This window comes from Dysgonomonas sp. HDW5B, assembly GCF_011299335.1.
Classification (GTDB): Bacteria; Bacteroidota; Bacteroidia; order Bacteroidales; family Dysgonomonadaceae; genus Dysgonomonas_A.
In genome coordinates this window covers 2,125,055-2,139,798 of the sequence record NZ_CP049858.1, presented here as the reverse complement: position 1 = coordinate 2,139,798, position 14,744 = coordinate 2,125,055, and the positions used below count along the sequence as shown (strand labels likewise).

General features: G+C 40.0%; 8 protein-coding genes. 2 read left to right on the top strand and 6 right to left on the bottom strand.

Annotation, left to right across the window (positions count from 1 at the left end):
* Window positions 1-34: 34 nt before the first annotated feature.
* The 5 genes from G7051_RS08770 to G7051_RS08750 form a co-directional block, all read right to left on the bottom strand.
* The gene (locus G7051_RS08770; RefSeq protein WP_166199649.1) at window positions 35-988 is read right to left on the bottom strand and encodes a YafY family protein; all 954 of its coding nucleotides are present in this window, start codon (window positions 986-988) and stop codon (window positions 35-37) included.
* A gap of 83 nt (window positions 989-1,071) precedes the next feature.
* Window positions 1,072-1,497: a VOC family protein gene (locus G7051_RS08765; RefSeq protein ID WP_166199647.1), complete on the bottom strand. Its 426-nt coding sequence runs from the start codon at window positions 1,495-1,497 to the stop codon at window positions 1,072-1,074.
* Window positions 1,498-1,651: 154 nt separating this feature from the next.
* Window positions 1,652-2,788, bottom strand: a complete 1,137-nt coding sequence (locus tag G7051_RS08760) for an NAD(P)-dependent alcohol dehydrogenase (RefSeq protein WP_166199645.1) — start codon at window positions 2,786-2,788, stop codon at window positions 1,652-1,654.
* A gap of 174 nt (window positions 2,789-2,962) precedes the next feature.
* Complete coding sequence (locus tag G7051_RS08755) at window positions 2,963-3,544, bottom strand: hypothetical protein (RefSeq protein ID WP_166199643.1); 582 nt, start codon at window positions 3,542-3,544, stop codon at window positions 2,963-2,965.
* 736 nt (window positions 3,545-4,280) lie between these two features.
* On the bottom strand, window positions 4,281-4,511 hold the full coding sequence (locus G7051_RS08750) for a hypothetical protein (protein WP_166198842.1): 231 nt from the start codon (window positions 4,509-4,511) through the stop codon (window positions 4,281-4,283).
* A gap of 174 nt (window positions 4,512-4,685) precedes the next feature.
* Between G7051_RS08750 and G7051_RS08745 the strand changes: the two genes are divergently transcribed.
* Window positions 4,686-5,669 (top strand): alpha/beta hydrolase, encoded by a 984-nt coding sequence (locus G7051_RS08745; protein ID WP_166199641.1) that lies wholly within the window; start codon window positions 4,686-4,688, stop codon window positions 5,667-5,669.
* 72 nt (window positions 5,670-5,741) lie between these two features.
* A complete protein-coding gene (locus G7051_RS08740) occupies window positions 5,742-5,954 on the top strand; it encodes a hypothetical protein (protein WP_166113909.1) in 213 nt (70 codons plus the stop codon).
* Window positions 5,955-6,033: 79 nt separating this feature from the next.
* On the opposite strand, the gene G7051_RS08735 is transcribed toward G7051_RS08740, so the two are convergent.
* Window positions 6,034-14,718 carry a GH36-type glycosyl hydrolase domain-containing protein gene (locus tag G7051_RS08735; RefSeq protein ID WP_166199639.1) on the bottom strand — a complete coding sequence of 2,895 codons (8,685 nt, stop codon included), beginning with the start codon at window positions 14,716-14,718 and terminating at the stop codon, window positions 6,034-6,036.
* Window positions 14,719-14,744 lie beyond the last annotated feature (26 nt).

The following is a 14,744-nucleotide window of genomic DNA, read 5'->3' as shown; positions in this document are numbered from 1 at the left end:
TAGAAGAGAGGGTTATACCTTTCTTCTATCTTAATTATTCTATACTTCCAAGCTTATATTTATGAATCAAGGAATTGATCTGATCTTTTACTTTGTCTTTGAGAATATCGGGCTGTATGATATCGGCAATATCTGCAAAAGACATATACCATCGGGCAAAATGCTCTATATTGAATATCCTGAAATGAATATCAGTATACTCATCATTGACTTCCTCTTTCAACCAGCCGTGATAATATTTATAATCGTTTATTACTATTAAGTCTGTGCTTTTTACACGGATAATCACTTCATAAATATGCTCTTGCAATCTGTACTTCTCGATGTACTGAGGCAATGACAGATGTTGTTGAGAGAAAGCCTCATCCTTTAAGCTGAAACTACTGATCTTGTCAATACGGAAACTACGATAGTCGTTTCTCATCTTACAAAATGCGATGAGATACCAATTGATCTGACTATAAAAACAGCCTATCGGCTCTATGTCTCTTTGGGACTCTTTTTGATTGGTCGAATAGCTGATATGCATTACCTTTTGTTCCGAGATACTTTTCAGTATACACTGAGTGATAGCTGTGGGAAGCTCTCGTCCTGTATCGCTTTTTCCCAGAATACCTATGTTGTTTTCTATATCAGACAAGTAGTCTTTTTCAACATACCGAAGCACTGCTTTTATCTTATTCATCCCCGATTTATAGGACTGAACATTCTGCAAATCGCTCATTTTCTCGATAAACTTCTCTGCCGTCAGAAAGGCAATAGCTTCTTCACGTGTAAACATTAGCGGAGGCAGTTTATAGCCATCAACCAAAGAGTAACCTACACCTACATTCCCGATAATAGGAATGCCTGCTTCCTCGAGTGTTCGTATATCCCGATAAACCGTACGCAAAGAAATGTCGAACCTATCGGCTATTTGCTGAGCCGTAATTACAGATCGCGATTGTAGTTGCACCAGTATGGAAGATATTCGCTCGAGTCGGTTCATCTTAAAATCAATTGATAACAAGTGTAAAGATATAAAAAGAATGCGCCGACCTGTTACCGTCAACACATTCTTTTTATATCATATTAGTTACGCTTTGGCATTTGCATGATACTCCAGTTTATACCGAATCTATCGGTCAAATTACCATAATTGGGCGAAAACGGCTTGGCTCCCAAAGGTTCGATTATCTCGGCTCCGACTGCCAGTTTATCAAAGGTTTCTTTCACATTCTGATCGTCAAAGAAAACGATATCCAGATGGATATTATTACCAACGATAAACTTGTCACCGGGTAAAATGTCCGAAACATTAAAGCAATTATCACCAAAATCCAATCGGGCATTCTCTATACGATTCTTCGAATTATCATCCAATTGATCGGCTGAAGTATCACCTTTTCCATCTCCGTAACGGATCATGTTTTCGATTTTCCCGTTAAATACTTCTTTATAAAAATTGAGGGCTGCTTCTGCTTGCCCGTCAAATGTAATGTAGGCTTTTACTAACATAATTTTACTTGTTTTATTACTGTAAAGTATTGAAAAGGTCTGAGACCTTACTTTCGTTATCATCAGCAAAAGTACAAGCGGCAAGTGACAGCCTTATGTCAGTAGGAAAAAAGATATTTCAATTAAATAGATAAAATAAATAAATCTGCAACCGTTATTTTAATGATGCCATATCTATTACATATCTGAACTGTACTTTTCCATCCAGTACATTCTTATATGCCTCATTTATTTGTTGGATGGGTATAACTTCCACCTTCGGATAAATGTTGTTTTTGATGGAATAATCGAGCATTTCCTGAGTTTCGGGAATACCTCCGATAAGAGAATAATATATTTTCCGTCTTCCCCACAATGCATTTGTACTTAACGATGGTACCTGATCTCTCGGAGGCACACCCAGAAGCACCATAGTTCCATCGACTTTAAGCATTGCCATATAAGGTTCTACTTTAAAAGAGAAAGGGATAGTACTGATAAGCAAATTGAATGAATTATTCAGCCCTTGCATCTCGCTCTCATTCTTGGTATTGACATACTTCACTGCACCCATATCCAAAGCTACCTGACGTTTGTCTTCTGTTATATCAAAAACAGTAACCTCAGCACCCATTGCAATGGCATATTGTACAGCCATGTGTCCTAACCCTCCGAATCCGGCAACAGCTACTTTATCGCCCTTTTTCACATGATTGTACCTCAAAGGCGAATAGGTCGTTATACCCGCACAAAGAAGCGGTGCTACTTTATCTAATGGAGCATTGTCGGGCACTTTCAAGGCAAATGATTCCTTAAGAACTATATTATTTGAGTATCCTCCTTTGGTATATCCATCGCCTTCGCCGCTGCCATAAGTATAAGTTGCACCTTTGGCACAATATTGCTCTTCACCGGCTTTACAGTATTCGCATTCTCCACACGAATTTACCATACAGCCCACTCCAGCAATATCTCCCACTTTGAATTTATGGACATCTTTTCCGACTTGAGAAACTCGTCCCACAATTTCATGTCCCGGAACACAAGGATAGGGAGTACCTCCCCAGTCTCCTTTCACGGTGTGTATGTCGGAATGACAAATTCCTGAATACAAAACATCTATCAGGATATCATCATCTCCAACTGCACGACGTTCAAATTCGTAGAGAACAAGATCACTTTTGGCGTCCATGCCTGCATAACCTTTGGAATGAACATGTCCGGCATATGAACCACCGGTTTGTGCATGGCTATAAAAGCCTAATAGAGTTAAGATAAAAACGGCAAGAAAGTTTAAGGCTGATTTTTTCATAGGTCATTATATAAAAGAAAATATTTAAAGACTGTAACTGTTTATCTCTGTTTTGCTTACTAAAGTAACAAATAGTTCTGAGAACTTTATTTTAGTAAACATGTATGGTATACTTATATGATCGGCAAACACGCAAAAACCCTATAAAAAACAGATGCAATGCTTACTCCGTATTTATGCCTCACTGATTTTGAATATCAGGAGACAAGTCATTTTATCGATTTCATTGTATAACAATTCTTCTTTTGCGGATACCTCTTTGGAATAAACAAATCCTTCATCTTCCATATTGTCAGATAAAAGCAAAGACTCATGCTCTTTGCATAGTTTTTTGATCTTGGTTATGTCCTTCGTAAAAGATACATTCATATTGGAGTAAGTCAGTAAAGTAATAATTGTCTCCAGTTTGTGAAGGCATATATCTGATACATTCTTTACTATCAGAAAATCTTTTGGTCGTAATACCTGTTCGCTTTGTACAATAAGGTTAATTCTGCGATACAATGCCTGTAATTCTTCAATACGTTTTTCCACAAGATCTTTCTTATCTCTTTTAATCTGCAATTTCCGATCCAATACTTCGGGAATATAAACAGCCAAGAAGACGGTGACAACCAAAGCTCCCACATCTACTAAATTAATAGTTTCAGCAAGTGGTATATTATAATAATGATGAAAAGCTATACCTATAATAGCCCCGATAATAATCAACGAAATATACAAGAAATACTTTAATAATCTATCAGAATCTTTCATTTGCAAAATGTTATGTTAATAATTAAAAGAAAATATTATTAGAGCTTATATAATCAATAAACAAATGTTTGTTGCCAATGGTTCTATATCCATACAAATCTACAATTTAAGAAAAAGTGACATTGTACACAATTAGTGATACGGAAAAGTTACAAAGTTTACAATTATTGTACACTTTCGCCATTTCCCCAAGAAGCTGGATAACAGCTATTAACCTCTAAAAAGATTACAAAAGTGACAAAAGTTACACTTTTTAGTCTGTTTTTGCATTTTACTCTTTTAAATGCTATAAATAAAGGGGTTAACCCTATTGATAGATAAAATTAGTGGCAAGCTAACTCTTAATCTAATTACTTAAACGAATATATACCGGAAGGGTTTGTTTTTGAATTTGAACGTGACCTGAAAGCAAAATAAAAATAAACAAACAATATTTATGTTATTTACTCAATAACAGTTAAATAGACTCAAAATATAAAACATTTCTTTTATCAAATCGGTTTAAATAAAAGATGGCTCAAGGTCTCAACCTTTTTTATTGATAACCAGTATAGCTGCAATAATAGGTTATTCATGTCAATCAGTAGTTGGGACTATATGTTCAATTTAGTTGTCTTTTACTACGCACAATCGAAGATTGCTTGTATTCCTTTTGCCCAAAGCCACAAAAGGAATCAAAAAGGCTTTGTGCTGCGTGGCTCGCCTGTCTGACTTTAGCTTGCAGGCTAAACTAAACTTATTGCCTTTCGGCACGTTTAGTTTTACGCCTGCTTTGCTTGTCAGCCAACGGCTGTGCCTCTGATGCACTGGGGCTGACGCCTGCAAATGGCTTTTGTCCGTCAGGCTTCTCGACCTTGGCGTTTGCACGGGGTACCCGCAGGATGAAGAAAGCGTTAAGAAACAAAAGGATATCAATAGTAAATGTTTTCTTTTGTTTTAGCTTTCGAGTCCGTAGCGGGTCGGGCAAAGAGGCTCAGTCTTGATCTTTTGTTTCGTTTTGCATCAAGGCAAAATGAAAAACAAACCCGATAGGGTACGTTAGAAAAATTGAACATTAAACATAACAGATCAACTAATGACTCGCATGATTACTAAAGAAACACGTCATTTAACTTTACCGTTTATTAAATAGATTACTCTTATGGAAAAAAAGATTCAAAAAGCACCGGATTATCTTAAAGATCCGCATCTGAGTGTTGAAACTAAAGAATATTTGAAAGTTCTGAACGGAGGTGGTCCCGCTGTTGAAACCTTATCAAAGGAGGATGCTCGTAATGTACTTGTTACGGTTCAGGCAGGAGTAAAAGTCGATGTCTCGGGCATCGAAGAATCCGAAAAAACAATAACATATAATTCTCAGACTCTTAAGCTTACAGTTGTTCGACCTAAGGGTATAAAAGAAAAACTGCCTGTCTTCATCTTTTCTCATGGAGGAGGATGGATATTGGGAGATTATCCTACACATAAACGCATGGTTCGCGATTTGGTTGTTGAATCGGGATATGCTGCTGTTTTTGTAAACTATACACCTTCGCCCGAAGCCACATATCCACAAGCTATTCACGAGATTTATGAAGCTACCAAATGGGTGGCTGAATTTGGCCATGAAATAAATGTGGATGGCAAACGCCTCGCTCTGGTAGGTAACAGCGTGGGTGGTAATATGTCGATTGCAACCAGTTTGATGGCTAAAGCGAATGGAGGGCCTGAAATTAAAGTACAGGTTTTATTATGGCCTGTAGCAGATACCGATTTTAGTACCGATTCATATACTATTTATGGGGAACAGAGATTTCTTACTTCATCATTGATGAAATGGATGTTCGATCAGTATACTACCGATCCTAAACAGCATAAAGAAATATATCTGGCTCCTTTGCAAGCTTCAGTTAACGAATTAAAGGATTTGCCGCCTACCGTCATTCAAGTGGCAGAAAACGACATCTTAAGAGATGAAGCCGAGGCTCTCGGACGTAAATTAGACGAAGCAGGGGTAGATGTAACCACAGTTCGTTACAATGGTGTAATTCACGATTTCGGACTATTGAACGGCTTTGCAACCATACCGCAAACCCGCTCACTATTCACATATACGGCAGCAGTCTTAAAGCATTATTTAAAATAAGACCTTTTGCAGACAATAAGTAGGGGCAACCTAAAACATATTGGAGAATATCAATTAAAAAATAAAACAATTATGAAAAAAGTAATTTTAGGAGTAGGAATAGGTATCGGAATTGTTTGTTTAGTTCGCAAAATGTACAATGACGGACATCTTGACTGTTGTTGCGATGAAGTTGATAAATTCCTAAGCAAATCAAAAAGAAATATAAGGATTGCTGCAGATGCGGCAAAACACGAAGCAGAGTATATCAAGGAACGTGTTGAAGATACTTTAGGAAAGAAGTAAAACCAAATAACTATTGGATGAAAAGAGAAAGAGGATGATCAATTGATCATCCTCTTTCTTTGCTGTAAATATACTTTTATTACACAATCCATAAATCTACAAAATGATCTTTTCGGTCATCCAGCATAACAAAGGTATCTTTGTTATCCTGTTGCTGCCCGTCAAGAACCAGACGAGGCGATGACGAATCTTTTATTCTGAGGATCGTAATATGATAAGCAGTGTCTTTATAACGGTAGTGTATCTTATAATTATCCCATTTTTGAGGCAACTGTGGTAACAATTGCAATTTGTCGCCCATGAGATTTACCCCTAAGAGCGTTTCCACCAAGAGACGATACATCCATGCCGCAGAACCTGTGTACCATGTCCAGCCACCCCTTCCGAGATGTCCTTCGGCTGCATATACGTCGGCAGCTATAACATATGGCTCTACCTTATAAATAGCAGTTCGCTCGGCAGTATCTGCATGATTGATGGAATTAAGCAGTCCGAAAAGTTCCCAAGCCTTTTCCGTTTCACCCATAAGGGCAAAAGCCAACACTGTCCAGATTGCACCATGTGTGTATTGACCTCCGTTTTCACGTACTCCGGGAATATATCCTTTGATGTAACCCGGATTAAGTTCCGATTTATCAAAAGGAGCGGTAAACAACTGAATTAGTTTATCTTCACGACGGACAAGTTGTTTTTCCACTTGCTCCATTCCCATCAATGACCGTTCAGGATCTCCTGCACCACTGATCACAGACCAGCTTTGAGGAAGCGAATCAATATGACATTCATCGTTTACTTTCGATCCGAGTGGCGTTCCATCATCAAAGTAAGCACGGCGGTACCATTCGCCATCCCACGCATTTTCCCTTATATTAGTCCGTAATTTCTCGGCCTCTTCCAAACAATGTTGAGCAAAAGCTGTGTTATGCTTTAACTCGGCTATTTTAGAGAACTTAATCAACACATCATACAGGAAGAATCCGAGCCAGACGCTTTCTCCACGACCTTCTTCTCCGATAAGATTCATTCCATCGTTCCAGTCACCGCAACCAATGAGAGGTAATCCGTGTGTACCGAATTTCAAACCGTATTTGATACTTCTGACACAGTGTTCATAAAGAGTTGCCGATTCGGCAGAACGTCCGGGTAAATCATAATATGATTCTTCATCCGGTCTGAGCAGCCTGCCTTCAATAAAAGATATTCTTTCATCGAGAATGCCTGTGTCGGCAACCGTACTTACATATCGGCAAGTAACATAAGGCAGCCATAGATAATCATCCGAGAAGTGTGTTCTTACACCACGTCCCATCGGTGGATGCCACCAGTGTTGTACATCTCCTTCGCTAAACTGCCTGCTTGCAGCCCGTAGAATCTGTTTACGGGTGATGGATGGTTCGGCGTGTACAAGTGCCATTACATCTTGCAACTGATCACGGAAACCGTATGCTCCTCCCGACTGATAATATCCCGAGCGAGCCCATATACGGCTGCTCAATGTTTGATACAGCAACCATCCGTTTGCCATCATATTTACAGAAGCATCGGGTGTATCTATATTGATGGATCCCAATGTACGATTCCAATAACTCCAGACTTCCTTAAGAGCCTCTTTGGCTGCACCGGGATGTCGGAAACGCACCACCAGATCACGCATTTCTTCTTTGCTTTGAGCAAATCCGAGACGGAAACGAGTCTCACGTTCTTGTCCGTCACCCAAATCAAATACAACCTGCATAGCACCACAAGGATCAAGCCCTGCACCTACTTTGCCCGAAAGGCGGCTGCGTTTCATTGCTGAGGGTTGGGCAAGAGTTCCGTTTTGTCCGATAAATTCGGTTCTGTCACCGGTTAATGTGCGTGATTCACCCACATCCATAAAAGCTATTTTTCCGGCAAAACCGATATTATAGAAGTTTCGGGCAAATAATACTCCGGTTCTGACATCAATCTCTGTTTGAACATGAAGCAAGCTTTTCTGACGTAGATCTGCCAAAACCCACTCATAATATCCGGTTATGGATAACTTGCGAGGTCTTCCCGAAGTATTTTTAAGTTTCAACAAACCAAACTTAATCGGAGCATCCATAGCAACATACACAGTCAGTTCTGAAGTGATTCCGTTTTCGCTATGCTCGAATATTGTATAACCGAAACCATGTCTTACCACATAAGGAGTAGATCCTTTTGCAGGTAAGGGTGTGGGCGACCAATATTCTCCGGTTTGCTCGTCACGTATATAGAAAGCCTCTCCGGTTGTATCTTTCACCGGATCGTTATTCCAAGGTGTAATGCGGAATTCATGGGCATTTTCGGCCCAAGTATAGGCACTTCCACTTTCCGAAACAACAGTTCCGAAATATTGATTTGCGATCACATTACTCCAGGGAGCAGGCGTTGTTTGTCCGGGATGTAAAGTAATCACATACTCGTGACCATCAGGAGTAAAACCTCCCAACCCATTATCGAAAACCAACTCTCTTGGGGGTAAAGGTTTATCTATTTTAGAAGTAATAGAATGTGTAGGATGAAAAGATGATACCTGTAGTTCCGAAATATTCAACGATTGAAGTTGCTGCGCCAAAGTTCCCAATTCGTCACATAAAACAATACGTGCTGCGGCTTGTAATAGTAGCATATCTTCACGAGGTACCTGTTCGATACGACGAACAAATATTCCTCCTGCTTTTTCCAATAGCGGTGCCTCAATACCCGAAGAAATAAGATTAACTATTTCATCGTGTACCGATTGACGGTATACCGATACATCCTCATTCAAAATAAGAAGCTCTACTGTTAAGCCTTTCATTCGCCAATAGGCATGAGCCAATACCAACTGACGCACCAGATCAATTCCTGAAACATCACTTATCCGTAATAACACTAAAGGAGTATCGCCCGAAATACTGTAACTCCAAAGCCCGTCTTGTCCTCTTCTGTTATTTTTGAGAATTGGTTGAGAGGCTCGTCGCTGAGCATTGGCATATACTAAAGATCCGGCCAGTTTACTGTACAACTGAGCTTCTGTTTCAATAATACCTAGTTGATTTAGTATAATCTGACTATGAGTCCAAGCTAATTCGAATGCCCGTTCGCTCATACGTCTATTTTGATACTTGTCAGCTAAAGCAACTGCATTTTCACGAGTTTCGGCCATTCCTAAAACAACAGATACCGTTACTGTTTTTCCAGCCGGTATAGTTACCGTACGACGCAATGCAATAGACGGATCAAGTACAGAGCCGCTACTGTTCGAAAGCAATCCTGCATTCTGCATTGCTAAAGGATTGGCTAAGGTGCGTCCACGTCCGACAAATTTAGAGCGATCGGTTTCACACGATATATCTCCTTTGCCATTATCCGAAACAAGCATTAAGTGTAATAAATGCGGAGGCGTTTCGTCTTCGGAACGGGCTCTTCGGGTACAAAGTACTGCTGAAAATTCGGGTAGAAATTCGGTTTGAACAAATAAATTGCTAAAAGCGGGATGTGCCTCATCTGCCGATTGAGGAGCAATAACCACTTCGCTATATGTAGTAAGTTCTATCGTACGGGTTGTTTGAGAACGATTTATTAATCGAATACGTCTCAATTCCACATCGTCTTCGGGCGAAACACAGATAGTTGTATGCACCTCCAGGTCTGACTGTTGTTGACGGAACTCGGCATAAGCCTGAGTGAAAATCGCCTCATCCTTTTTTCCTTTATGTAAAGTAGGTTGATGCGTACTGGACCAAAAAGCACCGGTATTAACATCTCTGAGATAAACAAACATTCCCAGATTGTCGCTTGTAGCATCTTCACGCCAACGGTTAACAGCCATATTTTGCCAGCGACTGTATCCACTTCCACTGTTGCTGATCATCACGTGATAACGACCGTTGGACAACAAATTGACCTCGGGAGCGATCTCGGTATCGGTGAAAACGCGAATTACTTCGGAGCTGTCCACCAGAAGAGGATGCAGACCTTTTATTTCAAATTCCGAGTCATCGGATATGGCAGTCTCTGAAATATTATGAGGTATACGTTCTTGCAATAATAACTCTGAGGCCTTAAGCATCGGTACTCCAATAAAACGTCTCTGCATGGAGTTGTCCTTTAACAAATTTACCAGTGATAAAAGACTCATTCCCTGGTGATGCACCATGAAAGAATGGATATTTACACTTTTTTGATCGGGACGAAGATGCAGCGGTGTATAATCAACAGCTTCATAATAACCATATGCACCCTCATGACCTGTTTCACTCAAACGCTGCATGTTTTCACATGCTTTCTTCGGTGAAACCATCAATGCCATAACTGTTGCATAAGGGGTAATAACCAGATCTTCGGACAAACCCCGTTTCAATCCGAGACTAGGTATACCGAATGCTTTGTATTGATAATTCTGAGAAGTATCGGTGCGGTTATAACCCGATTCTGAAATACCCCAAGGTACTCCAAGTGTTTTACCGTATTCTATCTGTGCTTTTACTGCTACTTTATAAGTCTGATCAAGTAAGGTATGCTCAAAATTAGGCATTACTAAAAGAGGCATTAAGTATTCGAACATCGAACCACTCCATGACAATAATACGGGTTTACCTTGAGAGACTACCAACAGACGACTCAAAGAGAACCAGTGCTCCTGAGGAACCTGCCGCTGAGCTATAGCTACATAACTACACAATCGGGCTTCCGAAGCAAGCATATCGTATGACGAATTATCCATACGCTGCTCTGTTACATTATAACCAATAACGAACAGTTTCTTGGATGTATTGTAAAGAAAAGCAAAATCCATATTTGCAAACGACTCACTCTGGTCTATTAGCGTCCGAATCATCTGTATCCTTCGAGAAGCATGGCTTACCGCTTTATGTAAATTGGACAACCATAAATTAAGGTATGATATTATATGCTCTTTTGCCGACGGATTCTTCAGGTTAGAGAGCCTCATCAATGTTATTTCGATCAAAGGACAAATAGTTTCATCCAGTTGCGAAACCTCACGCAGTGTAAGCCCATTATCTAATTCCTTTATTTGCGAAATTACCTCATCCAGATTACCGTCTAAATCCTCATGAGGAGTAGGCTGATAGATATGCAACCAAGGAGCCAGATGTAGTAATTCTTCGATATGGTCTTCTATATTTTTTTTCAGTGTTTGTATCCAAGATTGTACTTCGTTATTATTGTCAGCTAAAGAAGTGCCTATGTTGTCGGTTTGTTGTTTTACCGATTGTAATAAAGTAAGTGCTCCTTGCAATGTCTGAGGACTTGCATCCAAATCTTTTTCAAGTTGTGCTATGGCTGCATTTTTAACCGTATAGCGTTTCATTACGCGTACAGTATCTAATAGTCCACTAAAAATCACAGGTGTATATATCGGAGCATCTTTAAGCTCATTAAGCCCTCCGCTTAATGTCAGTAAATGACCGGCCAGATTTCCACTATCCACACTCGATACATACAATGGAGGAAGCGGTTCTAATGTACGGGTATCATACCAATTGTATAAATGTCCCCTGAACTTTTTCAAATCTCCCATTGTGGTGAAGGTGAGCTGTGTACGCTCCAACATTTTTCCGGCAGATAAATAACCTAAATCGTATGCCGACAGATTAGCTAACAGCGAGAGACCAATATTAGTGGGCGAAGTTCGTGAAGCTACAACAGGCACAGGTACTTCCTGAAAATTATCGGGTGCCAGCCAGTTTTCTTTGGCATTTACAAATGTTTCGAAGAAATACCATGTCTTACGGGCAATTCGATGCAAAAGTAAAGTTTGTTCAGTCGTAAATTCCGGTTTATATTGTTTGAACGGGCGACTGATAAGCCATGCAATGCCGGGAGCGGCTCCCCAAGCAAGCCAAACCGGAAAAGAGTATAATAGGATTATCGGATCAAAAACAGCTAAGAGCACTACACAAGCCATAGAAAATGCAGGAGAAAACCACATTGAGCGATAAAAATTTGAAAGGGAATCGCCTGCGGTCTGCTCGGCATCTATAGATGTTTTCCATTTCAGTAAGTGTTTATGAGTTACCGTCAAACGCCATAAGGTTGCTATAATAGCATCCATATTCAGATATGCTTCGTAAGGTAATAATACGAGAGAGAATAATACTTGTTTAAATTGACGCCAACTTTTGCGGAAGGCCTCCTCGAGATGCATGGGCCACGACTGATCTTCTGACTTATACAGAATATTGGTTGAGAACGATAGCAAAACGGGTAAAAAAGCAATGATTCCTACCAATAAAGGCATCAACCATATACTTTGAGGAAACAAGATGTAAAACAAAACTAAAAAGAGGAGAAAAGCAGGAGCGAGTAAACTCCGGCGAAGATTATCCATCATTTTCCATACACCTAATCGGGATATGGGGTTCTTTGCCCATTTTTTATTGAATGTAGGAACCCATGGCAACAGCCATTGAATGATCTGCCAGTCGCCCCGAACCCAACGATGGCGGCGAATAGCATCCAGATTGTAACCCGGAGGATAAGCTTCAAATAGCTCAACGTCACTAATAAGTGCCGAGCGTACATAAATAGATTCTAACAAGTCGTGGCTTAGTATTTTATTTTCAGGTAATCTATCAGCCAGTACTCGTTCAAAGGCATCTACATCATAAATACCTTTTCCGACAAAAGAACCTTCACGAAATACATCCTGATATACATCAGAGGTTACACGGGTATATGGGTCTACGCCGGGATCGCCTGAAACTAAGCGAGTAAATATAGAACGTTGGCTGCTAACCAGATTTATAGATACACGAGGTTGAAGAATACCGTAACCCTTGACCACAATATTCCGTTTGGAATCTATAATCGGATGATTCAACGGGTGAGCCATGGCACCGACTAACTGATAAGCACTGTCGCCCGGAAGCTGTGTATCGGTATCAAGAGTAATTACATATTTTATGGATGAAAGAATAGATATGTCACCTTCTATTAATGAAAAAGCATCCGGAGCTTTACCTCTAAGCAAGGCATTAAATTCCATCAGTTTTCCACGCTTGCGTTCATACCCCATCCAGCAGTTTTCGCCCGAATTCCAACGTCGAGGACGATGAAATAAATAAAAAATGGTAGTGTTGTCCGACGGGTATTTTCTATTTAGAATTTCAATACCACGTCTGGCTCTTTCGAGTATGATACCGTCAGACTCTGTGACTTCAAGTGAAGCATCGGGGAAATCGGTAAGAAGAGCAAAATGAAGTTGCTGATCTCTATTCGATAAATAATGTAATTCCAGATTATCTATTAACCTGTCTACTGTATCAGGGCAGGAAATTATGGTTGGGATAACAACCATCGTGCGGTATTCGATAGGAATACCCTCCGAAAAATCGAGACGAGGTAATATTTTGGGTTTAACAAGTATCGTAGCAAGCCAGTTAATCAGGTCTACCCCCAATTGGCTCACGCATGAAAGAAATATAATCGATAAAAGAATTGCTTTCCAATTATCAAATGATATCCCTCTGGTTTCTAAGATTCCCATAAGTGCTCCGCCTCCTATGAAAGTAAGAAGGACAATACCACCTCCGTAAGAAATCAGGGGATAGCGGTGAATACCTCTTCCTATAACAGCAGTAAGTGGTTCCTTTACTTTAAGCGTTTTGTTTAAAATGCGTTGCCCATCGCCAACCAGATAATAGCCAACATGGCTATACAGAGAATTCTTTTGTTGGCCTTGAGCATTTGCGGCTAAACTTACAACTTGCTGTGCAACCTCAAACTCCGAAAGCGAGCAATATTTTGCAAGTGTTTCTATTCTATGGCGGTAATGATCGCGAGTCGTAAAGTCCATTTGTGCATAGATATGGGCAGGATCTTTACGAAGGGTTATCTCTACAAGACTCAGTGCTTCTACGAAAATCTTCCAGTCGGTGACAGCCAATGCGCGAAGGCTTCCGATACTGTGGCTTACAGATAATTGATTTGCTGCTTGAGATTGACCTTCTAAATGGATCAGCTCTTCAATAGATAGGCCTTCTTCTGCTAATCTTTGCTCCAACCATCTACGGGCAATATGCAACATTGGATTTTGTGACGATAGTCGTTGACAAAATTCAGAAACAAAGGCACTTGATAGCGGAATATTGGACTTTGCCATATCGGCAACCACTTCGATAAGTCTCGAAGGCCTTTTCTTTGCCATCAGTTGAAGCTTATCAACCCATGCATTTGCAATATCCCGATCGGATTGCTTCTCCTCCAAACCACGAACAATACGTTGTAAGTTTTCTATAAGGGCCAGTCGAAGCATAATAGGGATTGCCCAAAGTTCGCCCAATTTCAGTGGCGATTCGGTTTGATATGCCTCTATAAATGCTTTAAGCGATTCTTTATCTATTTGTGCATCCACATGCGATAGTAGTTCCAGAACGATGCTGTATACACGCGGTAGTCGTTTGGATACTCCTGTTGCGAGACAGGGTAATTCTTGGCTGTATTTTTTAGGGAAATGCCTACGGGCCAACTGTATATGCTCTTCAACCAGATAAAAATTATCCACTAACCATTTGGTTGCAGGCGTTATATTGTCCGGTTTTTTAAGAATAAGAGTTGCTTTATTAAAATCGCGTAATACCTTATCATTATGATTAAGACGCTCAAGTAAAAAATTATCTTTTCTTCCACTGGTTAGTTTTTCATCTGATGCCAGTTGTTTAGCATGCTGAACGAGCTGTTCAATAGTGAATAGTTCATCCCGTAAAGGCTGTTCTTCTGTTTTTTTATGCAAATACCTTAATTTATCCATATCTTTTAAAGTTACGTTTTCAGCCG